This window comes from Bacillus sp. FSL H8-0492, assembly GCF_038006145.1.
GTDB classification, from domain to species: Bacteria; Bacillota; Bacilli; order Bacillales; family Bacillaceae_G; genus Bacillus_A; species Bacillus_A mycoides.
On sequence record NZ_JBBOUP010000001.1, the window covers coordinates 4,030,790 to 4,057,197 of the forward strand.

27 protein-coding genes and 2 pseudogenes are annotated in these 26,408 nt (G+C 37.0%); 12 read left to right on the forward strand and 17 right to left on the reverse strand.

Annotated elements, in window-relative coordinates; genetic code table 11:
- Positions 1 to 201: 201 nt before the first annotated feature.
- Together MHH66_RS28650 and asnB are read right to left on the reverse strand one after the other, a co-directional pair.
- Positions 202 to 463, reverse strand: a pseudogene (locus MHH66_RS28650) (ferrochelatase); the annotation flags it as partial.
- A gap of 192 nt (positions 464 to 655) precedes the next feature.
- Positions 656 to 2,503, reverse strand: a complete 1,848-nt coding sequence (gene asnB, locus MHH66_RS20715) for an asparagine synthase (glutamine-hydrolyzing) (protein ID WP_078184079.1) — start codon at positions 2,501 to 2,503, stop codon at positions 656 to 658.
- A 242-nt stretch (positions 2,504 to 2,745) separates the two neighbouring features.
- On the opposite strand from asnB, the gene MHH66_RS20720 reads away from it, so the two are divergent.
- Positions 2,746 to 3,300: a DUF2777 domain-containing protein gene (locus MHH66_RS20720; RefSeq protein ID WP_002140810.1), complete on the forward strand. Its 555-nt coding sequence runs from the start codon at positions 2,746 to 2,748 to the stop codon at positions 3,298 to 3,300.
- A gap of 57 nt (positions 3,301 to 3,357) precedes the next feature.
- Here MHH66_RS20720 and MHH66_RS20725 read toward each other — a convergent pair whose 3' ends face one another.
- Positions 3,358 to 3,726 carry a YisL family protein gene (locus tag MHH66_RS20725; protein WP_002011256.1) on the reverse strand — a complete coding sequence of 123 codons (369 nt, stop codon included), beginning with the start codon at positions 3,724 to 3,726 and terminating at the stop codon, positions 3,358 to 3,360.
- Positions 3,727 to 3,876: 150 nt separating this feature from the next.
- Here MHH66_RS20725 and rocD point away from each other — a divergent pair, with 150 nt between their 5' ends.
- A complete protein-coding gene (gene rocD, locus MHH66_RS20730; protein WP_000616665.1) occupies positions 3,877 to 5,067 on the forward strand; it encodes an ornithine aminotransferase in 1,191 nt (396 codons plus the stop codon).
- Between the two features lie 105 nt (positions 5,068 to 5,172).
- Positions 5,173 to 5,457, forward strand: a complete 285-nt coding sequence (locus tag MHH66_RS20735) for a hypothetical protein (protein WP_078184078.1) — start codon at positions 5,173 to 5,175, stop codon at positions 5,455 to 5,457.
- A 34-nt stretch (positions 5,458 to 5,491) separates the two neighbouring features.
- Here MHH66_RS20735 and MHH66_RS20740 read toward each other — a convergent pair whose 3' ends face one another.
- On the reverse strand, positions 5,492 to 6,394 hold the full coding sequence (locus tag MHH66_RS20740) for a fumarylacetoacetate hydrolase family protein (protein WP_002125896.1): 903 nt from the start codon (positions 6,392 to 6,394) through the stop codon (positions 5,492 to 5,494).
- 243 nt (positions 6,395 to 6,637) lie between these two features.
- On the opposite strand from MHH66_RS20740, the gene MHH66_RS20745 reads away from it, so the two are divergent.
- The 7 genes from MHH66_RS20745 (at position 6,638) to gerPF (ending at position 8,898) form a co-directional block, all read left to right on the forward strand.
- The gene (locus MHH66_RS20745) at positions 6,638 to 6,817 is read left to right on the forward strand and encodes an aspartyl-phosphate phosphatase Spo0E family protein (RefSeq protein WP_002087032.1); all 180 of its coding nucleotides are present in this window, start codon (positions 6,638 to 6,640) and stop codon (positions 6,815 to 6,817) included.
- Between the two features lie 96 nt (positions 6,818 to 6,913).
- A complete protein-coding gene (gerPA, locus tag MHH66_RS20750; protein ID WP_001111190.1) occupies positions 6,914 to 7,135 on the forward strand; it encodes a spore germination protein GerPA in 222 nt (73 codons plus the stop codon).
- Positions 7,136 to 7,149: 14 nt separating this feature from the next.
- The gene (gene gerPB / locus MHH66_RS20755; protein WP_001012505.1) at positions 7,150 to 7,356 is read left to right on the forward strand and encodes a spore germination protein GerPB; all 207 of its coding nucleotides are present in this window, start codon (positions 7,150 to 7,152) and stop codon (positions 7,354 to 7,356) included.
- Between the two features lie 67 nt (positions 7,357 to 7,423).
- The gene (gerPC, locus tag MHH66_RS20760; RefSeq protein ID WP_001070757.1) at positions 7,424 to 8,038 is read left to right on the forward strand and encodes a spore germination protein GerPC; all 615 of its coding nucleotides are present in this window, start codon (positions 7,424 to 7,426) and stop codon (positions 8,036 to 8,038) included.
- Positions 8,039 to 8,044: 6 nt separating this feature from the next.
- Positions 8,045 to 8,239 (forward strand): spore germination protein GerPD, encoded by a 195-nt coding sequence (gerPD, locus tag MHH66_RS20765; RefSeq protein WP_001052805.1) that lies wholly within the window; start codon positions 8,045 to 8,047, stop codon positions 8,237 to 8,239.
- Positions 8,240 to 8,253: 14 nt separating this feature from the next.
- Entirely contained in the window at positions 8,254 to 8,640 is a 387-nt protein-coding gene (locus MHH66_RS20770) for a spore germination protein GerPE (RefSeq protein ID WP_063218741.1), read from the forward strand.
- 42 nt (positions 8,641 to 8,682) lie between these two features.
- Positions 8,683 to 8,898, forward strand: coding sequence for a spore germination protein GerPF (gene gerPF, locus MHH66_RS20775; RefSeq protein ID WP_001141570.1), 216 nt, complete (start codon positions 8,683 to 8,685; stop codon positions 8,896 to 8,898).
- 55 nt (positions 8,899 to 8,953) lie between these two features.
- On the opposite strand, the gene MHH66_RS20780 is transcribed toward gerPF, so the two are convergent.
- The 8 genes from MHH66_RS20780 to MHH66_RS20815 all read right to left on the reverse strand — a co-directional run bounded on the left by MHH66_RS20780 (position 8,954) and on the right by MHH66_RS20815 (position 20,404).
- Entirely contained in the window at positions 8,954 to 9,661 is a 708-nt protein-coding gene (locus MHH66_RS20780; RefSeq protein WP_078184077.1) for a DNA alkylation repair protein, read from the reverse strand.
- Between the two features lie 95 nt (positions 9,662 to 9,756).
- Positions 9,757 to 10,035 carry an RNA polymerase alpha subunit C-terminal domain-containing protein gene (locus MHH66_RS20785; protein WP_002064201.1) on the reverse strand — a complete coding sequence of 93 codons (279 nt, stop codon included), beginning with the start codon at positions 10,033 to 10,035 and terminating at the stop codon, positions 9,757 to 9,759.
- A 23-nt stretch (positions 10,036 to 10,058) separates the two neighbouring features.
- A complete protein-coding gene (gene addA, locus MHH66_RS20790; protein ID WP_078184076.1) occupies positions 10,059 to 13,784 on the reverse strand; it encodes a helicase-exonuclease AddAB subunit AddA in 3,726 nt (1,241 codons plus the stop codon).
- A complete protein-coding gene (gene addB, locus MHH66_RS20795) occupies positions 13,781 to 17,296 on the reverse strand; it encodes a helicase-exonuclease AddAB subunit AddB (RefSeq protein WP_078184075.1) in 3,516 nt (1,171 codons plus the stop codon). The genes addA and addB overlap by 4 nt, the downstream gene beginning before the upstream one ends.
- Before the next feature lie 116 nt (positions 17,297 to 17,412).
- Positions 17,413 to 17,976 (reverse strand): signal peptidase I, encoded by a 564-nt coding sequence (gene lepB, locus MHH66_RS20800; protein WP_016119804.1) that lies wholly within the window; start codon positions 17,974 to 17,976, stop codon positions 17,413 to 17,415.
- A 56-nt stretch (positions 17,977 to 18,032) separates the two neighbouring features.
- Entirely contained in the window at positions 18,033 to 18,626 is a 594-nt protein-coding gene (locus tag MHH66_RS20805) for a TVP38/TMEM64 family protein (RefSeq protein ID WP_002140801.1), read from the reverse strand.
- Positions 18,627 to 18,981: 355 nt separating this feature from the next.
- The gene (locus MHH66_RS20810; protein WP_078184074.1) at positions 18,982 to 19,578 is read right to left on the reverse strand and encodes a DUF4306 domain-containing protein; all 597 of its coding nucleotides are present in this window, start codon (positions 19,576 to 19,578) and stop codon (positions 18,982 to 18,984) included.
- Positions 19,579 to 19,822: 244 nt separating this feature from the next.
- Positions 19,823 to 20,404: a competence protein ComK gene (locus MHH66_RS20815; protein ID WP_002064195.1), complete on the reverse strand. Its 582-nt coding sequence runs from the start codon at positions 20,402 to 20,404 to the stop codon at positions 19,823 to 19,825.
- A gap of 416 nt (positions 20,405 to 20,820) precedes the next feature.
- On the opposite strand from MHH66_RS20815, the gene MHH66_RS20820 reads away from it, so the two are divergent.
- Positions 20,821 to 21,006 carry a hypothetical protein gene (locus MHH66_RS20820; protein ID WP_002011281.1) on the forward strand — a complete coding sequence of 62 codons (186 nt, stop codon included), beginning with the start codon at positions 20,821 to 20,823 and terminating at the stop codon, positions 21,004 to 21,006.
- 50 nt (positions 21,007 to 21,056) lie between these two features.
- Here the strand turns inward: MHH66_RS20820 and MHH66_RS20825 are convergent.
- Together MHH66_RS20825 and cspA are read right to left on the reverse strand one after the other, a co-directional pair.
- Positions 21,057 to 21,318: pseudogene (locus tag MHH66_RS20825) on the reverse strand (hypothetical protein).
- Positions 21,319 to 21,344: 26 nt separating this feature from the next.
- Positions 21,345 to 21,548, reverse strand: coding sequence for an RNA chaperone/antiterminator CspA (gene cspA / locus MHH66_RS20830; protein WP_002011282.1), 204 nt, complete (start codon positions 21,546 to 21,548; stop codon positions 21,345 to 21,347).
- A 275-nt stretch (positions 21,549 to 21,823) separates the two neighbouring features.
- Here cspA and MHH66_RS20835 point away from each other — a divergent pair, with 275 nt between their 5' ends.
- Entirely contained in the window at positions 21,824 to 22,318 is a 495-nt protein-coding gene (locus MHH66_RS20835) for a DUF6584 family protein (protein ID WP_002011284.1), read from the forward strand.
- Positions 22,319 to 22,454: 136 nt separating this feature from the next.
- Here the strand turns inward: MHH66_RS20835 and aceA are convergent, their stop codons facing one another.
- From aceA to MHH66_RS20850, 3 genes are all read right to left on the reverse strand, one after another.
- Positions 22,455 to 23,732: an isocitrate lyase gene (gene aceA / locus MHH66_RS20840; protein ID WP_063218745.1), complete on the reverse strand. Its 1,278-nt coding sequence runs from the start codon at positions 23,730 to 23,732 to the stop codon at positions 22,455 to 22,457.
- Positions 23,733 to 23,757: 25 nt separating this feature from the next.
- On the reverse strand, positions 23,758 to 25,347 hold the full coding sequence (gene aceB / locus MHH66_RS20845; protein WP_078184073.1) for a malate synthase A: 1,590 nt from the start codon (positions 25,345 to 25,347) through the stop codon (positions 23,758 to 23,760).
- A 176-nt stretch (positions 25,348 to 25,523) separates the two neighbouring features.
- The gene (locus MHH66_RS20850) at positions 25,524 to 26,201 is read right to left on the reverse strand and encodes an S-layer homology domain-containing protein (protein ID WP_063218747.1); all 678 of its coding nucleotides are present in this window, start codon (positions 26,199 to 26,201) and stop codon (positions 25,524 to 25,526) included.
- Between the last annotated feature and the right edge of the window lie 207 nt (positions 26,202 to 26,408).

Here is a 26,408-nt window from a genome sequence, read left to right on the forward strand (position 1 = left end):
TATTTATTTAAAATTATTATAAACTAATTATTATTCAAAATTAAATCCTTGTCAACTATTTCCTTCATTTTTTTGGAAACAATTTCAGCTAAACAAGCAATAAATACAGATTGTGAATTGGGCATATTTAGTCTAAAATATGCGGCATTTAATTCATCAGTTACAACTTTACATTCATAATCGGTGTCATATAAAACTCCTAAATCGAGCAATGTGTTTTAAACCTAAGTAACAAAAAAATTCATACTCTGTAAACATTTTATTCATTGAATCTGTTAATTTATGCGCCTGCTCTTTCATTATTTTCCCAAGCGGTGAAATTCCACCAATTGCTTTATACCGTCCGATTAAATTTTGGAGCGCTTCTTCAGACGGCTTACGCCCATGACGAATGCGAGTATACATCATCTAATGACTCCGGCGTTCCATACGCCATCACAAGCAAACCTATTTTCTTCGTCATCTATATAGCACCTCAATTTTGGAAATGAGAATCCTTTTCAAGAACATTTGTTTCCAATTATAACAAGCAATAATAAGTACGTCAAAATAATAATTCTAAATAAGTATTATTTCTAATATGATTTCGAATTTTATATGACAATTCATTTAATAAAAAAGCGACTTACATATATTTTGTAAGCCGCCCTTTCCTCTATTCTTTAATATTTACCCCATACTCTTTAAACCAAACATGAATTTGCGCTAAATGAGCTAAAAGTTGCGGCCCAGTCATTAATTGCCCGAACCACGGTTTTTGAAATGCACTGCCGCCAGACTGGATCAATCCGCTCAATTGCTCCTTATCGAACAATTCATGCAAAATTGAGCCTTTATCCGTTAATAAATCTTGGAGCCATACTGTGACTGCTTTCGTATAGTGCGGGTTATGCGTTTTCGGATACGGACTTTTCTTTCTATACAATATATCATTTGGAAGTAATCCTTCTAAAGCCTTACGCAATAGACCTTTTTCGCGGTTTTTATACATTTTCATTTCCCAAGGAATATTCCACGCATATTCGACAAGTCGGTGGTCCGCAAATGGAACGCGTACTTCTAAGCTTGCCCCCATACTCATACGGTCTTTTCTGTCTAATAATGTTGTCATAAACCATACCATGTTTAAATAAAATAATTGTCGTCTCTTCGCTTCTAATGGGCTTTCTCCCTCTAAAATAGGAACTTCTTGAATGGATTCTTCATAGCGCCTTTGCACATATTGTTGTAAATTTAATTTATTTCTCCATTCTTTCTTCAGAAGTTGTTCACGCGCTTCTGTAGAACGCATCCACGGAAATGCACTTGATTGTAAATCATCTTCTCTATAAAACCACGGATAACCGCCGAATATTTCATCTGCACATTCTCCAGATAAACCGACGACAAAATCTTGTTTTATTTCACGGCAAAACCATAATAATGAAGAATCAATATCTGCCATACCAGGCAAATCGCGAACGAGTACTGCTTCTGTTAAATACTGTGCTAGCTGTTCATTAGAAATGACGCAGCGATGATGAATTGTTTGAAATGTCTCTGTCATTAAATTAATAAATGGTGCATCTGAATTCGGCTGAAACGCATTCGCTTTAAAATATTTGTCGTTATCTTCATAGTCAACAGAATACGTGTGCAATTGACCTTTCCCTGATCTTTCATACTCTTTCGCGGCAATTGCTGTGATAGCACTTGAATCTACACCTCCTGATAAAAAAGTGCATAGTGGTACGTCAGAAACTAATTGTCTCGTAATCGCATCTTGTAATAAAAAACGAGTTTTCTCTACTGTTTCTTCAAATGAATCTTCATGTTTTTTACTTTCTACATTCCAATATCTCCATATGCATAAACCGTCTTTTGAGAACGTCATTGCATGACCCGGACGCAGTTCTTGAATACCAGCATATACACCGTGACCAGGCGTTCTAGATGGTCCGAGGCCAAATATTTCTGACAACCCTTCTAACGTTACTTCCGCCTTCACATCTGGATGCGCTAGTATCGCTTTTAACTCTGAACCAAATAATAATCGTCCGCTATCATATTTATAAAAAAGCGGTTTTACACCTAATCGATCTCTGGCAATAAAGACTCGTTCATTTTTCTCATCCCATACTGCAAACGCATATATACCGTTTAAATGATCGACACATTCTTCTTTCCATTCAATATAAGATGCCAATAGTACTTCTGTATCGGAATGCCCTTTAAATGTATAACCTCTTCTTAATAACTCTTTGCGAATATCTTCTGTATTGTAGAGCTCTCCGTTATAGCAAATCGCATAACTCGTTTCGTCTTTTAAACAAGTCATGGGTTGTTTACCACCTTCAGGATCTACAACGATTAACCGTTTATGCCCAAATGCGACGTTCCCTTTAATCCAAACTTTATTATCATCTGGACCGCGTTTCGCTAGCGTTTCCGCCATCTTCGTCACGATGTCCCTTTCCCCTTCTAATGAGCGTTTATAATCCACCCATCCTGTAATCCCGCACATAAGAATCATCCTTCCTAATCTAATATCTGTTTCTGAACGTGCAGTAATCCCCACCCTATGAGTGCGGATACATAAAAACAACAAACTTGACGATAAATAACTATCCACATATGGAATAGCAGTTTCACAGTGTAAAGCGTGTTTTATTGTATGCCCATCTATCTTTAGGTGTGTCTAGTTATAAAGAACGTACGAACTGTCCATAACAAGAATAACTATTTCTATAAAAGGAGAAATGAACTATGATACAACGCAAACATATTTTGTATAACCAACCGCGCGCTCATACAGTCGGTAATGTAGAATATATAAACAAAGAATGGGTATTCTTTGATGATGAAAATGATGAGGCTTTTCTATTAGAAGATATTGCTGAAGATGGTTTTGAAATTTTATATAACAACAATTGGCTACCAGCTCGTTTTTATGAACAAGACATATTACAAATTGCAAATGAACAACATTCTCTCCAAAACGGGGAAATGATACGAATTCGAAAAAAATTACTTCTTAGCTATAATGAATGGCTTGAGGAATTACCTGACTCTGTCTTTACATTATTAACCGAATCATTGCAATCACTTAATTACTCTTTATATGATTGCATGTATTGTCATAATTATTTATCCTTCTTGCCAAAAGAGGAAGCATGCGAAGGAGTAAATATTCTTTTATTCGATAACGACGAAATGATTTGTACATTGCAGCATCATTTTGTACGCCACTCTTCCTCTAATAAAAATATTTTGCGATTTACGAAAGTAAACGGAGAAGAGTTGCATATTGATGCGACATAAAGTAAAAAACCACCTTATAATCTCCCAAACATGTGAGATTATAAGGTGGTTTTATTTTTATTTGAATACGTACCAGCCAAGCGGTAATTTTAGTCCTAAGTATAATACCGCTACTAGCGCGACAATAAATAAGCCCCAAACCGCCCCTGTTGGTTTGTTTTTGCTCATTTTCACAAGAACCATTTCCATTCCAGCGATTACTAATATACCAGCTAGCATTTTCATGCCGTACCACATGTGCATGCTACCTGTTGCCGTCTTCACAATACTCATGTACAACATGAAACCTGTCACAATAATGATAATGTACATAAGGCGAAGCCCCATATGTACACCTTTACCTTTTCTTCCTGCTGAATAAAGTGAATACGCAACGAAGAATAAAATTAATCCTAACGCCCATGCTGTAATATGCATATGTACCATCGTATCCCTGCCTCCTCTTTTTCACACTTTTTCACTCTATATGATAACATGTTCATATATTTTCAGGAAATGTTTCGCTTTTTTATATTTAAATGCTATAATATTTAGAGTATTTACAAACTTCTTGTAATAACAAAAGGGGGAACAATCATGATTCAAACTAAGGATATTATCGAACTTACAGACACATACGGGGCAAATAACTACCATCCACTTCCAATCGTTATTTCTAAAGCAGAAGGCGTTTGGGTAGAAGATCCTGAAGGAAACCGCTATATGGACTTATTAAGTGCATATTCTGCAGTAAACCAAGGTCATCGTCATCCAAAAATCATTAACGCTTTAATTGACCAAGCTAATCGAGTGACGTTAACTTCTCGTGCTTTCCATAGCGATCAATTAGGTCCTTGGTACGAAAAAGTTGCGAAACTAACAAATAAAAATATGGTACTTCCTATGAATACAGGTGCAGAGGCTGTTGAAACTGCAATTAAAACAGCTCGTCGCTGGGCTTATGATGTGAAAAAGGTAGAAGCAAACCGTGCAGAAATCATCGTTTGTGAAGATAACTTCCACGGACGTACAATGGGTGCTGTTTCTATGTCATCAAACGAAGAGTACAAGCGCGGCTTCGGTCCAATGCTTCCTGGCATTATTGTAATTCCTTATGGTGATTTAGAAGCGTTAAAAGCTGCGATTACACCAAATACAGCTGCATTCATTTTAGAGCCAATCCAAGGTGAAGCAGGAATTAACATTCCACCAGCTGGTTTCTTACAAGAAGCTTTTGAAGTATGTAAAAAAGAAAACGTTTTATTCGTAGCAGATGAAATCCAAACAGGCTTAGGCCGTACGGGTAAAGTATTTGCTTGCGACTGGGACAATGTAACTCCTGACATGTACATACTTGGTAAAGCACTTGGCGGCGGCGTATTCCCAATCTCTTGTGTTGCAGCAAACAGCGACATTTTAGGTGTATTCGAGCCAGGTTCTCACGGTTCTACATTCGGTGGTAACCCACTTGCATGTGCTGTTTCTATTGCAGCTCTTGAAGTATTAGAAGAAGAAAAATTAACAGAGCGTTCTCTTCAATTAGGAGAAAAACTAGTTGGGCAATTAAAAGAAATTGATAACCCAATGATTACTGACATTCGCGGTAAAGGTTTATTCATCGGTATCGAATTAAACGAGCCAGCTCGTCCTTACTGTGAACAACTAAAAGCAGCTGGGCTATTATGTAAAGAAACACACGAAAACGTAATTCGTATTGCACCACCTCTAGTAATCTCTGAAGAAGATTTAGAGTGGGCGTTCCAAAAAATTAAAGCTGTACTATCTTAATCATAGTGAGGTTGTCCTAAATATAGGACAACCTCTTTCTTTTTTTAGTAGTTTATCGTAAAATAAAATTGAATATTCTGTTTTTGTTAAAAAGGGGGTAACTGTATGCTATTGAAATACGGTAAACACATTAACAATTTAGCTACAATTTTTATTTCTATGACATTCATCGGCTTCATATTATCTACAACTTTACTCAGCCATTATTCAACTCCTAATACATTCACACTACTCAAAACATCATTTTGGGCTGCTGTTTTCCTTACAATTTTCGGTTTTGGCCGTGAGAGAAGCGCACTTGCAGTTATGCTAATTGGAATTTGTACTTTAGCATTAATCGGATTGTATATTTTCGCCATCATAGATTACTCCGTTAATCCACACCCATAGAAAAGAGCTATCTTTTCACAAGATAGCTCTTTTTTCATTTCACAATATTTCTAAGCGTACCAATTCCCTCTACTGTAATAACAACTTCATCACCAGCATGTAAAAACTTCGGTGGTGTAAAACCTTTACCAACACCAGCTGGTGTCCCTGTTGCAATGATATCTCCTGGCTCTAATGTCATGCCTTTACTTATAGTTGAAATAATTTCTTCTACTGAAAAAATCATTTCTCTCGTATTTGAAGTTTGCCTTACTTCTCCATTTACCACTGTTTCAATGTGTAATGCATTCGGCGTTCTAACCATCGATTTATGAATTAAATACGGTCCCATCGGACAAAATGTATCGAAACTTTTCCCTAGGAAAAATTGTTTATGTTTTCTTTGAATATCCCGAGCAGTTACATCATTTATAACTGTATATCCAAAAACATGATCAAGAGCTTTTTCTATTTTTATTTGTTTCCCTCGCTTACCGATAACGATTGCTAGTTCACCTTCGTAATCAAGTTCATTCGTCGCGTGAGGGTGACCATTAATTTGCTCATCAATTCCAATCACTGTTGTTGGCGCCTTTGTAAAAATCATTATATTTTCAGGGATAGACTCTACTCCGCCCATTTCTACCGCATGCTCACGATAGTTCTTTCCAACACAAAGAATATTTTTTCTCGGCCTTGGAATCGGTGCTAATATTTTCACCTCTGCTAACGGATAATACGCCGATCCCGCATTTTCCTTCGCCCAATTTACAATATCGTACACTTTCTCAAGACATTCGCTTCCTCTTTCAATACACTCTAACATGGTAATTGGGATAGTAACCTTTTCCCCTTTTTGTCTTTGCGCTTCTCTTAAATGTAATACCTTTTCTTCCTCTTCATCCACAATACCTACAAATACTTTTTCTTCTTTCTTCGCCGTTACAAAACGCAACATTTCCACTCTCCATCCTAAAACTCATACCCTATAATTGTATTCGCATCCTTAAGAAAAAAACCTTCTTACACACGCTAATTTTTACAATATTCAACCATTCTTACATTTGTTCCTCATCCGTTATTTGACATAAAATGTAGAAATTATACTTTTTTTAGCGAAGATGTTTCTTTTTTATGGGATTTTTGTATAATATGTACTACATATATACATAAAATTTATTGAGAGATGGAGCCGATTTCAATGTTTGAGCAAGCTATCGAAAAAAAACGCGAAAAAATGATCTATTTTGCTGAACGCTACGGAATGACTTCTCAAAAAACAGTAGATTGTAGCCAGGAATTGGACAGGCTCTTAAATGTTGTTTGGCCTATACATACAGATTGCACACATACTCAAATGTTCGAAACACATACGCAATAACGTATGTGTTTCTTTTATTTCGAAAAAATACACATTTTATTGAAAACGCCCATACAATAGTAGAAAAGAAAATTTTAAAAACGAAAGGTGTTTTGTATGCCAGCTATGGTCGGACATATTCGTATCGTTAACATTGGATCAAGTGGTATTTTTCATATTGGAGATGTATTTGCGATTAGGCCTATTAGTTATTCACGCGCTTTTGCCGGAGCCGGTTCATTTAATGTTGGGGATAACGTCTCTGTCTACAATTATCAAAGCTCAACGACCGTCAATGATTCAGATGTAATTGATCAAGCAATAATTGGTTCGAACTAAAGGGGGCGATTGCATTGAATTTTTATGTGAACCAAAGTATCATCATTAACAGCATTAAAATCGATAGCATTACGACCTCTTCCGTTTTTCAAATTGGAACTGCAGGTAGTATTAAGGCTCTTTCTAAATTCTCAAATTCTGGCGGATTTACAGAACCGCTTCGCCCTTTACATGCGAAAGGACAAATTATTTCCATCAAACCATCAACTAGTTCTTCTTAAGGTATCCTTGTCATAAATATATAGCAGGAATATATTTCCCCTCCCTATTGAAAAGGAGGTTTCACAAATGAATCAAGATATATATACTTACCTACACCAACTTCAACAAGCTCTCCAAATACAGCAGCAAACTATTCTAAACCTTGAAGAGCAAGTTCGCCTACTACAAGAAGAGCTTAATGAGTTAAAAAGTCGTCCCTCCTCTTCTATAGGAAAAGTGGAATATAAATTCGATCAATTAAAAGTAGAAAATTTAAACGGCACTTTAAATATTGGCTTGAATCCATTTTCAACAAAAGGGCAACAAATTGAAGATTTTCAAGTGGATACAGAAACATTAAAAGTAAATCCTGAAACAGAAACAAATCCAGACTTTTATCAAGGTATCCTCCAAGAAATGCATCGCTATTTAGATGAAGAAGCATATAGTCGAATTCTCCATTTTGAACAAGAAGAGAGAACGCCGCTTGATGAGATGTATCGACAAATGATGGTGGATGACATAAAAAAACAGATGGAACATAGACTTCCATATTATTTATCACAAGTTCAATCGTATGAGGGTATTTCCACAGATCCCGATTATTTACGAGACATCATTATTCAAGCGATGAAACAAGATATTGACAAGGCGTTCCTTTCCTTTATTCAACACATACCGGGCAATTTCCGAAAGGAGTGAGTATGCATGAATTTAAATGTTGTAAACCGCGAGTTAAAAGTAGGCCAGATTAAAATGAACGGGGTTTCTTCTTCCGCATTATTTTTAATTGGAGATGCAAACCTTCTCATCCTTTCTTCTATTCTTGATACGCCATTCGAATCTGTTACAGAGGGACCATTTGTACCATTAGTAACAGATGTCCCTCCGACTCCAGGTTGAGGAGAGGAAAAATTATGCTCCGTCATACTTCAATTGTACAAAATGTTTCTATCGTTTCTATGGGGGTTGCAGCTGTCTTCCAGGCCGGGGATTCTAATCAAATAGAATTAAAAAATAGAGCACTTATCGTTCATCGAGAAATCCCTTGTTATATAAAAGGTGAAGGTCGTTTTGATGCGTTTGAAATCTTTACAGATGAGTACATTACAATTCCAAAGCGAACAACAGATGTAAAACTAAATATTGTAAATGAGTGCCCTTTTATTGAAGTAAATGATGTTCACTTGCGAACAATTTTAAATTCCGCGTGCTTCCAAATCGGCAATGTTGACTATGTTTTTAATAATTCTCGCACGCTACAAATCCGCCAATTTATTACTGATGAACCTTCCTCTAAATAATTCATATAGTAATTAAAAAGCTTAGTAAAGTAGGTGGATGGTATGCCTTCGGTTGTAGGAAATCTTGTCGTTCAAAACAGTAACGGCTCTTTCAACTTAGGAGATTTTTATAACGTGTCTCCGAAAGAAAATACGAAAGCTTATAACGGCTCTGGGGCTTCCAATGTCGGATTTGTCGTCAACACTTTTAGCGGCGTTAGCGCAACAAATACATTTGATTCGGACGTTGCAGACCAAGATCAAATTGGAACAGCGTAAAAAAGAAACAGCTTTAGCTCTATTTTGTGTAGAGCTAGGGCTGTTTCTTTTAATTTTAACATCTTACATATTTACGTTTGAATCCGAGTCTTCCTCTATCAAGTTCTTTATGAATACTTTCGTAAGCATTTAGAAAACTACTTTTCTTGTTGTCCCGTTTTAGCTCCACTATGCCTACTTCCTTTGCAGTTTCAACTGCCTTTTCATGTAGCGGCACATATGAAATCCCCACAGTGTTTAGAAAATTATTCATAGCGGATTTCGTACGTTCTGGCGCATCATGAATTGTATTTTTTACAACTTCTAGCATATTGGCAATCTTACTTTCGGAAAATTCATGGTCTTTTCGATTCCCTAAAAGCCAGCAGTAGCAACTCCATCCCGCTGACATTCTTAGTTCGTCACCACTTGCAATCCATTTATCAGCAACGTCTTGTGCAAAATCTGACTCTGATAAAGTTACTGCTACCACATAATCGGACAGCATATAAAAGTACGCCCCATCCATCCAACGATCAAAATCCGATTCGTTCATAGTTTTTGGATCTGCAATAATGCCTGCAAAGTACATCGCATCATAGTTACCTGTAGCATAAAGCTCTTCAGCTAAACTTTGATTGATTTTTATTTTCTTCGCGATTGGTTTCATAGCACCTGTAGCTACGCCAAAAAGTGGCTCCTTTGCACCATTAGATATGTATATTTTTTTAGTTCGTTCCTTACCGAGAGTTTCAAGCTCTTGCATTACTGTTTCGAAATCCATAGTATTGCACTTCCTTTCTTAATATTATAATCAATTCGATTATATAAACTAATCATTAGTGAAGATACTACTCCCCACTAATGATTAGTTTTTCTTTATTTAAATGATAATCCCTTATCTTCTAAAGCCGTTCTCAATTTAGGTAAAGATGCTGGCCCTATACCGTGCAGTTTCAAAATTTCTTTTTCACTATACTTTGAAAGTTCTTCTAGAGTATGAATTCCATGGTGCTCTAACGCTCGCCTTGCTGGTGCTGAAAGAAGAGAAAGAAAGCCTTCTTTTGGCTTTCTCTCTTTCTCACAGGTTGGGCAAGTTGGACAATCGCTACTTTTGTAGTACTCGTGTCCTTGATCACAAGTTCTTAACGTCGCCATAATCCATAACCCCTTTCTAAGCTCTATTCGTCAATATTTACAACATGATTTCCATCAAAGAAATATAAACATTTCTCTTTCACAGGATGTTTTAAGCTTTTCTCGAGTGCTTTTGCATATAGTGAAAGCTGTACTTTGTATCGGTCTTCTAAAATTGGTTTCGCTTGATCAAATCCGCCTGGGAACTTTCCTTCAATCGTATCTGTTTTAAAGTCGATTAAAGTAATTCCGTCTTCCTCTTCGATCATGCAGTCGATAACCCCTTGGACAAGTATTGATTCGCCTTTCTTCCCTTGCCAATCTTGATACGCTTCTTCTGCTGAAAGCATCATCGTAAATGGTACTTCGCGCTCAACACTTTTTGCTGCTAATACCCTTTTACCTAAGTCACTGTCAAAGAATGAAATTACCTTTTCAATCGCTATTTCTTCAGCTTGTTCAAATGTTAATAGTTCTTTATTTACCATTCTTGCAATTTGTTCTTGAAGAACTTCAATCGTAATTGGTTTCTTCAAATCTACATGCTGCATAACGGCATGGAGTGCTGTCCCTCGCTCTGCGTATGTTAGCCCTTTTTTCTCCATAAAGCGCGGACGTGTTTTAATTGGTGCACGAAGTTTTTTAATAAAGGCGTTATCGCTACCTTCTTCAGATTGATAATTTCTCTTTATTTCTGTAACAGACTGTTTCGCACGGTGAGATGTCGCGTCCGCATACCCGTATTCCCACATCAATCTGTCGTACACTTCTTCTTTCCGTTCACTTTCTAACGGAACAGCTTTTTTATCGCGAAGCGCTTCTAATAACTCTTGTTTCTCTTCTTGAACTGGTTCTGGTGCAAGTAAATCTTTTCCTTCAACAACTTCTACTTTCCAGCTAGCACTATATTCATAAATTTCGCCTGGAATATTTCCTTGTCCTAATTCAAGAAGCATTTCACTATCACGGTGTCTATATAAGGAAGGTGCAATCCAGTCTAAGTAGCAAGACGCTCCGGCACGAATATGGTCTGGTAATAACCATTCACTATGCTCTCTTGCATCGAGCCATTTTTCCATTTCTTTATTTGCATCTTTAACTGTTCCAATTAAAATTAACTTCTCTTTTGCACGTGTTAACGCTACGTATAGTACGCGCATTTCTTCCGCAATTAATTCCATCTTCATTTTACGCTTAATCGCTAGTTGCGATAATGTCGTATATTTAATTCGTTTACGAGGATCGATAAATTGTGAACCGAAACCGAAATCTTTATGAAGTAAGAAACGCTTCATTAAATCTTGTGTATTAAAACGGCGACCAAGTCCAGCTACAAATACGACTGGGAACTCTAGCCCTTTACTTTTATGAATCGTCATAATGCGAACAACATCTTCTTGTTCTCCAAGGGCTCTCGCCGTTCCCATATCATCTCCGCGTTCTAAAATACGCTCAATAAAGCGCAAGAAGCGGAATAATCCTCTAAACGATGTTGCTTCATATTGTCTTGCACGGTCATATAGTACGCGTAAGTTTGCCTGCCTTTGCTTTCCGGCTGGTAAACCGCCGACAAAGTCGTAATAGCCTGTCTCACCGTACACTTTCCAAATTAAATCAGAAAGAGATTGTTGACGCGCAAATTCACGCCACCCTTGCAGTAAGTTATAAAACCACTCTAATTTATCATGCAATTCTTGTTCTTCTTCAAGCGGCGCTCCCTTTAAGAATGAGCTCATCACTTCATAAAACGAGCCTTTCTTTCCATGAGCACGAAGCGTCGCAAGTTCTTCGTCATTTAGTCCAACGATCGGTGAACGAAGTACAGCTGCAAGCGGAATATCTTGCATCGGGTTATCAATGACGCGGAATACGTTCATCATAATATTTACTTCTGTCGCTTCAAAGTAACCAGTCGCAAGGTCAGCATATACCGGAATTCCTTGTAGTTTTAACTCTTCCATAATTTGCGGCGCCCATGGCATGGAGCGAAGTAAAATAACGAAATCACGATATTGCACTGGGCGCATACTATCAGTTTTACGATCATACACTTCATAGCCTGAATCGACCATTGCTTTAATACGCTGCGCCATAAGACGAGCTTCAAGCTGCGCTTTTTCTACTTCGGCACCTTCTTCACCGTCTTGCACTTCTTCCTCAGTTTGCTGAATACATAATAGCTCTGCCGCTACATCTTCACCTTCTGGATAGCTAGCACCTAGCTTTAATTCAGCGTCAGCATCATAATCAATTTCGCCGACTTCTTCGCCCATAATTTGTTTGAAAATAAAGTTCGTACCTGCTAGCACTTCATGACGGCTACGGAAGTTTTTCGCTAAGTCAATCTTCATTCCGCCGCCCGATCCTTCTTGTGTGAAACGTTTATATTTTCCTAAGAATAAACCAGGCTCTGCTAGTCGGAAACGATAGATTGACTGTTTTACGTCACCTACCATGAACAAGTTTCCTTCACTCTCAGAATCTTTCGTTACGAATTTAATAATTGATTCCTGTACGAAGTTCGTATCTTGATATTCATCAACTAGTACTTCAGCAAATTTATTACGATATTGAAGTGCTACTGCTGACGGCTTCATTTCACCGCCTTCACTTTGCTCGCTTAAAATTTGCAAACAGAAATGCTCTAAATCTGTGAAATCGACCATTCCTTTATCTCGCTTAATCGCTTGGAAACGCTCTGTAAATACTTTTACAAGCTTCACGAGTTTTTCTAATACAGGATGCATATCTTGAAAATCTCGTAAGAAACTTTCGGGTCTGCGGCTAAATAGCTCTTCTTGTAATTTCTTCACTTCATCTTTCGCTTTATTACGAAGAGAATCTACTTGTTTTACAACATCTTCGTTGTAATCACTTTTTTTAATACGCTTTAACGTTTGCCACGATACATTTTGCATCGCTTCATAAACGCTTGTCCACGATCCACGAGCTGCTGAGGATAACGTTCCAAGTAAAGCTAAATCCGCTTGTAAAGTTTCAACGCGAGACGCTGGACCATCAGGAAGCATTGCGAGTTCAGTCGCCTTACGAATATGCTTTTCCGCTGTTTCAAGCTGAAACTTCACATCTTCTAATAAGTAAGAAGCGTACACTAAATCTTCAATCGTCTTTCCTTCAACGTCGTATGCTTCTACTAATTTATCAAGCCACTTCTCCGGGTTTGGATGCGCTCTTGATTCTGTATGAAGCGCTAAAATCATTCGTTGTAAGTCATCGTCACTACGGTCACTCGTATAACGATCAACTAGTTCAAAGAAAATACTATTATCTTCGATTCCATATTCTTCTTCTAATATGTCATCTAGCACTTCTTCTTTTAATAACTCATTTTCTGTTTGGTTCGCAATACGAAAACGAGGATCGACATCAAGCATGTAATAATATCCTCTAATAACTTGTAAACAAAATGAATGAATTGTAGAAATGGAAGCTTTATTTAATAAGCTAAGCTGCTTTCTTATATGCTGTGAACCTGGCCCATCAATTAATACTTTTTCTAACGCTTCCCCAATTCGATTTTTCATTTCTTGCGCCGCTGCATTCGTAAATGTTACAACGAGCAGGCGGTCGACATCGACTGGATTTTCCTCACTTATAATCTTTTTAATAATACGTTCAACTAATACCGCTGTTTTCCCTGATCCAGCTGCCGCTGCGACTAAAATATCACGTCCGTTCGCTACAACCGCTTTCCACTGGTCATCTGTCCATTGACTACCTTCTGGTTTCTGAGGCCAATTTTCTATCATTCTCCGCCAACCTCCTCTCTAATTTTCTCCATCGCTTCGCTATCTTTCATATCTTTTAACGTACGGAATTGGTTATCTTCAAGTGATTCATCAAATTGACAAACAGATTTGAAGTTACAGAACGTACATGCCGCTTTATTCCCCTTTTTGTAAGGAGCAATATCGATAACACCTTCTGTTATGTCTTTTCCGATATTTTCAAACGAGTGGTGTACATATTTTTGAAGTACGTTAAACTCTTGTTCACTTGCAATGCTAGAACGCGCACTAAAACTACCATCTTTTTTCAGACCAGCAGAAATAATATCTGAGCTTCCTGTTGAAAGTTTATTATCCATTAAACGCACAACGTCAGCATCTCCTAGTACGAGACCTTTCATTTTAAATTTCTTTAAAATTTCTTTCTCAATTTCTTCTTCAGATGCATCGCCTTTCATCTCAACAATCGGGTTATGAATATGGAAATACAATACACCCGCCGGTGATGCAGTACTGCCCTTTTTCATCCACGTATGTGCATTTGAAGTAACAACATCTAAATACGTTAACATTTGAAGTGCGAGTCCGTAATACACTTCTGTTAAATCTAACGCTTTCGAACTTGATTTATAATCAATAATACGAAGGAACGTACCACTCTCATCTTCCGCCTTATCAACACGGTCAATACGGCCAACTACTTCCATCTTCACACCATTTGGCAACGCAAATTCCATTGGCGGAAGAGATCCAGTCCCGCCCATACCGAACGGTACTTCTAAATCAACTGGTACAAATCCACTCGACTTCGCATGTTCACGAAGAATAAGTGACGTACGGAAAATGATTTGTTGTAGTTTTTGCTTTAAATAGAAATGACGGTTCGAACTTAATAAAATTTGTCTTTGTAATAACGGTGCAATTTCTTCTATTACTAAAGCAGAAAGGTGTTCACACTCTTTTATTGATAAATCCGCCCAAGTCCGATTTTCACGTAATAGCTTGTCTGCAATTCTCTTCAGCGCTGCATGGAATAACTCACCGATATCTGGCGCATCAAGTTTGAAAATATCACGCTCTCTTAGCGATAAACCGTGCTGGGCAAAATGAGCGTACGCACAGCGATTAAATAGTTCCATACGAGAAACGCTTCCCTTAATTGTATCTCCATATAAATCCCTACTTACATCTGTACTTAGTTTCTGTGCACGATTTCGGTAGAATAAACTTGATAACACACGGCTACTTTTTTGCTTCCATTCATCTGAAGTAACGTAGAAGTTATATACATCCCACCAAAAGTCTAAATTCCCTTCAAATCCGTATCGCTTCCACGTTTGCAGTTGCTGCATGACATAAGACAACGTTACTTCTGGCGTTGCTACATATGAGATTTGTTCCGAACGCGATAAGTCATTTACGTCATTCGTAATAAACGATTCTTTCACATCAGGGAACATTCTTTTTATTTTTTTAATAAAACTAGAAGCAAGTAACGTCTTTCCTTCTTCATCCGCAAGCGGACAGGAAATGTATAACTTCTCAGATGCTCTCGTCACCATTTGATACATAACGAACTGTTCTTCTAATAAAGTTTGTCTCGTCGTTGGTGCTAATTCGATACCTGCAGCGGTGAGAACATTTCTCTCCTCATCAGAAAGCATACCTTCATCCATAGGCGCTGCTGGAATCACTCCTTCATTTACTCCAATAATGAACGTCGCTTTAATATCTGATAATCTAGAATGATCAATATTAGCAACTAACACTTGATCTAGTGACGGCGGAATGTTCGTAAATTGAAGTGCCTCAAGACCTGTCGACATAACCTCCGTAAACATTGAAAGGGACATCTTCTCTTCGCCAAGCATCTCAACGAACGTATCAAGAAGATTCATCACTTCTTCCCATACTTGCTCATGGTCTGTCGCAAATAAGAAATCTCCATTTTCTTCTGCACGAACACGTAATTCTTCTAGTTTTTTCGGAACGTCAAGCTCCTCTAAAAATAAATATACCGCTTCGCACATTTGCATAACTGTTCCAGCACGCTTCAGTCTTTTTTGCATACGAATAACTGGCGTTCTTACAACGTCGCGAAGTCGATTTATTTTCTCTTCCATTTCACGCTCACTGTCTGTTATCATTTCGCTCGCATCATCAAGAGAACGATAACGACGATACATCCACGGATCTTCAGAAGTCCATCTCTTCCCTTGTACACCGTACGCTAAACAGTAGTTTTCGAACTCATCCATCTCTTCGCGCATCGCTTCTTTTCTTACGTCTAGTGGATATAAAAGTTCTGTTTTCACACAGCGGAACACTGCATCATAACGCCAATTCCCGCTAATAATCTCGAGTGCCGAACGAATACATTCTACTAGCGGATGATGTGACATCGGGCGTTTTTCATCAATGAAATGCGGGATATTATAATCCGTAAATAACGTTCGCATTACGTCGTAATAACTTTCTCCGTTACGAAGAAGGACTGCGATATCTCGGTAACGATAGTCTTCAGCCGCCACAAGTCTTCTAATTTCACGAGCAACACCTTCTACTTCAGCTCGTAAATTAGCTGCTGTACTAATTGTCAAACTCGCTTCACCATGATACTTTTCATTCGGACGCGCTTCATAATGCGTTTCTAAATGAGCTAATGCTGGAGAATGAAAACGCGGTTGTTCCATAAGTGGAATTGTTTTTTCAATTTCTATTTTCTCTTCACGCGCTACTTGTTTTATTTTTTCATACGTTAACGTCGTTTCATAAAATAAATCTAGTTCATTCACTGGCTGCGCTAACGTTTTTTCATCTATCGTTAATGTTATTGTTACTCTTGTTCCTAATTTCATTAGCCCTCTAACGATTTCTAGCTCTTGAGGAGAAAATGAATGGAATCCATCTATATAAATTTCCGCGCCTTTTACATACTCAGAGTCTGAAAGCTTCTCAATTAATAATTGTAAGTAGTCTTCTGAATCTAAATACTTTCCGATTAAAGCACGTTCAAAATCATCATATAGTAACTGTAAATCATACACTTTATTCGCTAGTAGCTTTTGCTCTGCACTACTGCTATGCGTGTCTAATTGTTGCCACATTTCATATACGTTAGACGGCGTCACATTGTAACGTTTAAACTCAGCAATCATACTACCAAGATGTTCAAAGAAACCGTTTTGCTCCGCTGCTTTTTGAAACACAGATAGTCCATCTTTACGAGATTCTACAATTTTACGAAGCAACATATGTACACCAGCTTCATCAATATGAAGACGACTCGCTCCGCCAACTTCTTGCAGCACCTTCCACGCTAATCGCGAAAAACTAAAAACTTGTGCCCGAATAGAACCTCTTACATCTTCACTCCCAATTAACGCCTGCTGCGTTTGGAATGTCATCTGTTCTGGCACAAGATATAATATTGTTTTCCCTCTTGGGCGCTGTTTTAACTCTTCTTGCACTTCGTGTAAACAAAGTGTACTTTTTCCACTTCCAGCTCTACCAATCACAAATCGAAGTGACATGTAACCCCACCTTTCACTTACATAACGAACGTTAGTTTGCTATCATAATTGTATTATAGGACGATAAAAAAGACAAACATACTCGTTTGTCTTTTCCTTATACTCATTTTATTATATCAGCCTTTTGAAAAATTCGTTTGTACCTCTTGAATCGGCCAATATCGTAAATCAACTTTACCGACAACTGTATCAGCTTTCACAAAGCCGAAGTGCCTACTATCCCAGCTACCAAGGCGGTTGTCACCAACTACAAAAATAGAACCAGGTGGTACAAACTTTTCTTTCGTTAATTCTTCTAATTTAAAATCACCTGTTAATTGCCGTCCATTCGTCTCTTTCTTATACGTCTCTAAATAAGGTTCCTCCACGAATTGTCCGTTTATATATAGTTTATCATGCTTATATTCGATATGATCCCCAGGTAAACCGATAATTCGCTTTACATAGTCCTCTTTTTTATTCGCATGAAAAACGACGACATCAAATCGATTCAAGTCCCCTACTTGATAACTCACCTTATTCACAACGAGCATATTTCCATCTTGCAATGTCGGCATCATTGACTTCCCCTCTACAACGTACGTTGAAAAGAAAAACGTTCGAAAAAATACAGCTAATAGTACACCAATTAAAATTGTTCTTACCCACTCTAGCCCTTCTTTTTTCAAAGTTTTCTTCATTCGCTTCTCCCCTCGCCCTTTAATGATGAAGCTTATCTTTACAAAGAAGACTTTTCCTAATGTAGTTCTAACTTTACTTCAATTTTTTTACCGACATACCATAAAATAAAAATAACAACGCCCACAATAACCGATTTCACGGGCTTATGAATAAATGACGCTAAATCATGACCGATATACGTTAAAATAAAGATCATAACAAGCTTTCCAAATGCTAATGCTAGTCCAAACTGTTTTACGCTAATGCGAGACAAACCAGCTACAACATTTATAAGCGCAGATGGTGTGAACGGAAAACAAAATATAACAAAGATTGGCGCGAACCCTTTTCTTTCAATCCATCCCATCGCTTTTCGCACTCTCTCATGCTTATTTACAAAAGAAAAGAAACGACTTCTTCCAAAGCTACGAATAATGAAAAATACAAGCATTGCACCAATTACTGACCCAATCCATGAATAAAGAAAACCGAACCAAAAACCAAATGCAACAGCATTCGCCAACACAAACACAATGAGTGGCAATGCCGGAATAAGCGCCTCTATCATCGGTAAGCCAATACCGAGAAGCGGTCCGAACGCACGATAACTTTCAACAATATGATCCATATTTTCTGGTGAAAAATACTCTTTGATCGTTTGAAAATCCATTCTACACTTTACCCCTTTACTCTAATTACTACCTCTACTGTATCATTGCTTAAATGAAAGAGGAAATGGTAGATACGACATATGGAGATGTATTTATTAAAGTTTCCATATCTTTCATTAGAATTCCTTCATTATCACGCTATGATAATCTTTCAATATTCGACACGACATGAGAATAATTTAGACACCACGCACAGATTATAATTTAACGGTTACATATTATAAAAAAGAAGAAACTACAGAAAGTGTCAATCTGTAGTTTCAAAAAAACCCTTACTACGCGTAAGGTTATTTCTACCTATATGGAAATGAGTAATGACAAATAATTGTTATACCTTCAAACAATTCTCCTTTTCTAATGACTAGTTCTTACAAGAAACTTTTTTAGTAAGCGTATACTATCAATCACGATAAGTATTAATAAATATAAGAAAGATAGTATTAATACTGTACTTGGAATAGGTAGCATTCGAAATTTGTATAAAAACTTATCAATCGTATATATCTCTTGCTCATTCGTTATAGTAGTAGGAGTGAATATAAGGTGCTCTTGCCAATTATCTATCCAAGTTAAATCAACTGCGGAAAATTGCATTATTCCTAACCACAAGTAAAGAAAAATCGGTATGAGAACCATATATTGTAAACTATGTAATATCTTTTTTTCCTTCTTACATTCAATAATTTGAAAGACAATAAGTGTCAGTACGTACACAATCGATAGAAGAAATACTATGGTGACAACTGGTTGAATTGAAAAAGCAAATAGCAATTTATCAATTTCACTAATTTGACTATATTCTGTTGCATTTTGAGGCGTAAAAATAAAATGTTGTTTATCAGCACCTATCATTAACTGACCCCCAACGAAACCAGTAAACATAAAGGTAAGAAATAATATAGGCAACACAAGAATATATTGCGCCCAAAATAACATGGTCCTTTTCAACATAACAGCCCCCTTTTTTATATAATAAGGAAAGAACTATCCTGTATACCGCGAATATAAAATGATATATAATCACACTACATTAAGTATATTTAGGAAAATAACCCTTATATTGTAATTGTATATTACCTTAAGTTATTAGAGAACAAAAATTCAGGAAATTAACCTTGTTTTATTTATGAATCTTACCGTGTAAATAGTATATATAACGAAATCAAAAAGGATGAGTCTCCCCATCCTTTCCCTCTTACACTTCGCCTTCCTTCACGAAATACACGTTCTCATATGCTGGTGTTAATTTAGATTCTTCATTTTTATCAATCTCTTTAAAGCAAGGATTCCCTTGTTTTTTCTTACGGTCTTCATATTCTGTCCGCAATTTCGCTGTACGATTTTGCTGATTTTCAAAGCTACTTTTTGACATTTCTAGTTTCACAGCGAAACCATTTATAAATCTAATAATAAGATTTCCATCTTTTAATTCTTTATTACCTTCAATATGAAAATGAGATAACCACGCACACTCTTTTCGAGAATAAGAATACGTAGGGAAAAAATAAAGTTGATCTGTCGGACTAATTGCGATAGGAGCTTTATGTGTAATACGAGTTAACTCCTTCGTTCCTTCTTTTCTTCCAAAGAAACTAGAACCATGTTTCCGGCAACTTCTCTCTATAATATCAAGAGGCTTTTGAAATACGAAAAAAGAATCTTCCATTTCAACAATTCGCGTAACAACTTTCTTTTCTCCTAGAACAACAGGAAGTAAGGCCATTGTATTTTTGCTTACAACATAGTTTTCGACATAACGTTCTACTTTACTTTCCATAGTCTACTATCTCCTTTTTTCCATTTATATTAGCAGCTGCATATATAATTTTAGCACCTATGAAAAGGAAATGGTTTACAGATTACGCTTTTTTACAATCTTTTATCATTTATCAAACATTTTATAAATCTCAAAATAATAATATGAAAATAAACACGTTAATGACTATATAAAAATTATTTATAATCGCCCCCTCTTTTCACATCATTACAACAATCAACTTTGCTATAATTAAAATATAAAGTGAAACTTTAATCAGTGGGGGTTTTGTCCATCCCCTACTGATTATTAGTTGAACCAATCGGGCGTTTACGGGCAGTTGATCTCCCACCTAACTTCTTTGCTCCAGCTGAATTTTGAGGTGGGAGTCTTACTGCCCGTTAATGCGGGATAAATCAAATATACGGAGGTCTCTCATGGAAGAAAAGCAAGATCATCCAACAATTCAAATGAAAAATAGTAGCATTGTTATCGTAAAAAATTCAGCGAGTATTATATTCGGTTTATTTTTTATTTTACTGTTCTTCGCGAAGCCTTTTCGTAAATCTAAATGTCCAGAATGCAAGAAACGTGAAAAGAAAAAAGCTGTGAAAGAACACTAAAAGGCCTTCCTTTACGGAAAGCCCTTTTTACATACTGATTGCCATTTCCTTCATTCTTCTTCACCCTCAAAAAAACCTACTATTTTTTCTTCCAAGATTCTCTGTATCTCTTTCAACCTGTACTATGATTATATATGGTTCTTGATCTAAATACCGAGAATGAGACTTCCTCAAATCAATTACCGTCACTTTATCATTTTCATAAGTTTTCGAGTACGCCTTTATTTCTTCAATCGTACTTTTTAGGCTGTCTTTATTACTAATATAAATATCGTATATCTCAACAACAAAAAAAAGGATGGCATAAGCCATCCTTTTTTCTATAATAAACTATAAAATTATAGTTTGATTACGTTTTTAGCTTGAGGTCCACGGTTGCCATCTTCGATTTCGAAGCTAACTTTTTGGCCTTCTTCTAAAGATTTGAAACCATCAGTTTCGATTGCAGAGAAATGTACGAATACATCGTTTTCGCCTGGAACTTCGATGAAACCGAAGCCTTTTTCGTTGTTAAACCATTTTACTTGTCCTGTAACTGTCATAATTATTTCCTCCTACGAAAATACATTTTATTTAGTCTTCATGTATAAAAAAAGAATCCACACATTATCAAATTCGAAACATAAACTAGTTCTCACATACTTTTTCCCGTTTGTTTTCGGCATTTGATAATATATGGATTGCTTAATTTAATTATTCAACTGGTATTATCATAACACACTTAAAATAGAATGTACAATCTTTTTAAAAATAAAATTTCTAAATTTTAGTATTTCTTATAAAATATAACCATACCTATTCTAATAAGGAGGCGTGTATGACAGAAATAATCCCTAAAAAAACATTAAAGAGAATTGAAAAAGATATTGAAAATAACAACCTTGGAAAAGCAAGAGATAGATTACACGGATTAATCACTACTTATCCGAATGAATTAGCACTTAGGAAAAAACTCGGTGACATTTACTTTACATTACAATACCCAGAAATGGCTGGACGGTATTGGTATCTTGAAAAAGAGAAAACAGATGTTATGCACGCGGCATGTCTACAATTTGAAAAATCGATGGGAAACGACTCTTATCATATTGTACGTGCTTTAAAATTCAAAGGAGATCGTAACATTATTACAGGACTACACACCGAACGTCCCTTACAGCCATTGCAGAAAAAAGTGATAGAGGAACTAATTGATGATTATGAAGAAACATGGAAAGACAAACTATTTACATGGGGCTGTCTATCATTATTCGCATTCCTTCTTTTTACTGCTATCGTTGGTATATTCACTATATTGGATTGGATATTTTAAATAGAAGTGAACGTCCCACAATACGACGACAAATAAAATTACATCAACTTTCCGACAAAGTTTAACAATGTCAGCGACGTAATAATAAATAAGAAAAGTGCCCCAAAAATATTTTTTGGGGCACCTACTTATACCTTTATTTCGTAAACTGCTCTTCTTCCGTAGATCCTTTTAAAGCAGTCGTTGATGAAGTACCGCCCGTAATTACTTGTGCTACTTCATCAAAGTATCCTGTTCCTACTTCGCGTTGATGACGCGTTGCAGAGTAACCATCTTTTTCTGCTGCGAACTCTGCTTGTTGTAATTCAGAGTACGCTGCCATGCCGCGCTCTTTATAACCACGCGCTAATTCAAACATGCCGTAATTTAATGAATGGAATCCAGCAAGCGTTACGAACTGGAATTTATAACCGTACGATGCAATTTCTTTTTGGAAGCTTGCAATCGTTTTTTCATCTAGTTTTTGTTTCCAGTTAAATGAAGGAGAACAGTTGTAAGCGAGTAGCTTCCCTGGATATTTCTTATGAATTGCGTCCGCAAAGCGTTTTGCATCTTCTAAATTTGGCTCCGACGTTTCACACCAAACGAGATCTGCATACGGCGCATACGCTAAACCACGTGCAATTGCTTGATCAAGACCTGCTTTCGTACGATAAAACCCTTCTGGTGTTCTTTCACCTGTAATAAACTCTTGATCAACTGGATCGATATCGCTCGTAATTAAATCTGCCGCATCTGCATCTGTTCTAGCGACGATAATTGTTGGTACACCCATTACATCCGCAGCAAGACGTGCCGAAATTAAATTACGCACCGCTGTTTGCGTCGGTAATAATACTTTTCCGCCTAAATGCCCGCATTTTTTCTCTGAAGATAATTGGTCTTCAAAGTGCACGCCAGATGCACCCGCTTCAATCATCCCTTTCATTAATTCAAATACGTTTAACTGTCCACCAAACCCAGCTTCAGCATCCGCCACAATTGGGACGAAATAATCCGTATCACCGTTACCTTCCATATGCTGAATTTGATCAGCACGTTGAAGTGTTTGGTTAATTCGTTTTACAACAGCTGGCACACTGTTCGCTGGGTATAAGCTTTGGTCAGGATACATATGTCCAGAAAGGTTCGCATCTGCCGCTACTTGCCAACCGCTTAAATAAATTGCTTTTAATCCAGCCTTCACTTGTTGCATCGCTTGGTTTCCTGTTAATGCCCCAAGTGCATTAATATAATCTTCTGTATGAAGTGATTTCCAAAGCTTCTCTGCACCGCAGCGCGCTAACGTATGTTCAATATCAATCGATCCGCGCAGACGAATTACATCTTCAGCTGTATATGGACGTGTTATCCCTTTCCAGCGCGTATCTAATTCCCAGCTTTCCTGCAATTTATCAATTCTTTCGTTTTTCATATGTTCCATCCCCTTTTCTTGTTTCTTATAAAATTTCATAACCCGGTAATGTTAAAAACGGCATGAACTCGTTATTACGAACAAGGTTTGTAAACAGTTTTGTAGCTTCTTCAAATCTCCCCTTATTAAATGCTTCCTTACCAATCTCTCTTTCTATTTTTGCTAGTTCTTCTTCTTTCAATTCTTCCATTAATTTAAAAGTGATATTACGGCCATCACTTAGCTTTCCACCCTCATGACGAATCCACTGCCATACTTGTGCTCTTGATATTTCTGCTGTTGCTGCATCTTCCATTAAGTTATAAATTGGAGCTGCTCCCCGCCCGCTTAACCAAGATGCAATATATTGAATACCGACGTTAATATTCGTGCGAAGACCACCTTCTGTAATCGTTCCCATCGGTACTTCTAATAAATCCTTTTCTGTTACACGTATTCCTTCACGCTTTCTAAAAATTTGATTTGGCGTTTTCATTATGTGATTAAATACTTCCATTGCAACCGGTACAAGTCCCGGGTGGGCAACCCAAGTCCCATCATGACCGTCTAAAGCTTCGCGCTCCTTATCAGCACGCACTTTCTCGAAAGCTGCCTCATTTGCTTCTGGATCATTTTTAATTGGGATTTGCGCCGCCATCCCTCCGATTGCTGGCGCATTACGACGATGACACGTTTGAATAACTTTCAAAGAATACGCGCGCATAAACGGCGCTGTCATCGTGACTTGCGCTCTATCCGGAAGTAAAAATTCATTATGATTACGGAAGCTCTTTAAGAAACTAAATATATAATCCCATCGTCCGCAGTTTAAACCAGCAGAATGATCTCTTAGTTCATACAAAATTTCATCCATTTCAAATGAAGCGTGAATCGTTTCTATTAACACAGTCGCTTTAATCGTTCCGTTCGGAATACCGATATACTTTTGAGCGAATACGAAAACGTCATTCCATAATCTTGCCTCTAAGTAACTTTCCATTTTCGGTAAGTAAAAGTACGGGCCACTTCCTTTTGCTAAAAGCGTCTTCGCATTATGGAAAAAGTACAAACCAAAATCTACTAAACTGCCAGACATGTTCTTGCCGTCAACTTGCATATGTTTTTCTTCTAAATGCCATCCTCTCGGACGCACAATTAATACAGCTGTTTTACTATTTAAACGATATTCTTTTCCGTTTTCATTTTTATGTGAAATCGTTCCCTTACTCGCATCTCGTAAGTTAATTTGACCTTCGACAGCATTTCTCCAAGTTGGTGCATTCGAATCTTCAAAGTCTGCCATAAAAAGATGTGCTCCTGAATTTAAAGCGTTAATGACCATCTTTCTATCCACCGGCCCAGTAATCTCCACGCGGCGATCCTCTAAATCTTTCGGAAGCTCGGCAATTGTCCAATCTCCTTCACGTATATGCTTTGTTTCTTCTAAAAACGTAGGAAACTCCCCTGCATCAATTCTTTTTTGTTTCTCCACACGCTTTTTTAAAAGTTCCGTGCGGCGTTCATTGAAATTTTCATGCAGTTCCTTTAAAAAACTAAGCGCCTCAGGTGTCAATATTTCGTTGTACGCTGGTAACATTTCTCCGGCCAGTGTAACCCGTGAAGTTTGCGTCGACATATTAGCATCCCCTTCTTAAACTGTCTTATAACAGATTTGATTTTATGTTTTATATTATATAACAAATCTTCAGAAAAGGAAGTTTTTTTTGAAGATTTAACAAATTTTCTCCAAAGATATATTTATTTCAAGCAAAAAAAGAGCTGGTGTTGTATAACACCAGCTCTTTTTATAAATTATTGTTGCTCATCATTTAAAATTGCTCTATATAAGAATGTTGCATATTGTTCGCGCTTTACGCTCATAGACGGACCAAATTTATTTTCGCCTATTCCCATTGTAATATTATTTGTTTGTATTGCACTAATTGCATTTTCTGCCCATGAATATGAATCTGCTGGAACATCATTAAAAGTATGAGGTCCCTTTGCTTCTAATTCAAAAGCATTCGTAAGAACCTGTGCCATTTCTGCACGTGTTAGCGTATCCTTCGGTCTAAAGCTCCCATTTCCATCACCTTTTAAGATACCTACTTCTGTTAATACTAAAATTTCTTCTATGAACATTGTTGAGTTTTCATTAATATCTTTGTATGGATTCTCAAGTACGTCGCCTTCCTCAAACACTTCGCTAAAATCAAACGTACGATAAATTAAAGCCGCTACTTGCTCACGTGTTACATTATCACCAAAACCAAACTGCTCATTTCCATAACCCTTAATGATTCCCCAGCCTGCTAGAGTGTGAATAGCTTCAGAATACCACTGTCCTTTCGGTACATCTTTAAATACAACAGAATTTGCTTGTTGTTGCTTCACAACTACTTCAGCATTTACTTTAGTACCTTCTGCACTTAATACAACTCCACCCATAATTGTTAAAGCCGTTGCTATTTTTAAAAACTTTTTCTTCACCGCATTTTCCCCCTAAAAACATACTTTTTTTCTACTATAAAGAATTAATAAAAACGTATCAATATACTTATTTATATAAGTTTTGTCTAATTTGTGAACTTCTTTTCACATACTTTCCTTTACACTTCGTTGATAATAAAGTTACTAAATAATATCTTTTTCTTATGAATTGTCACTTTAACACACCTGTTTTTTCATTTTTGGTAA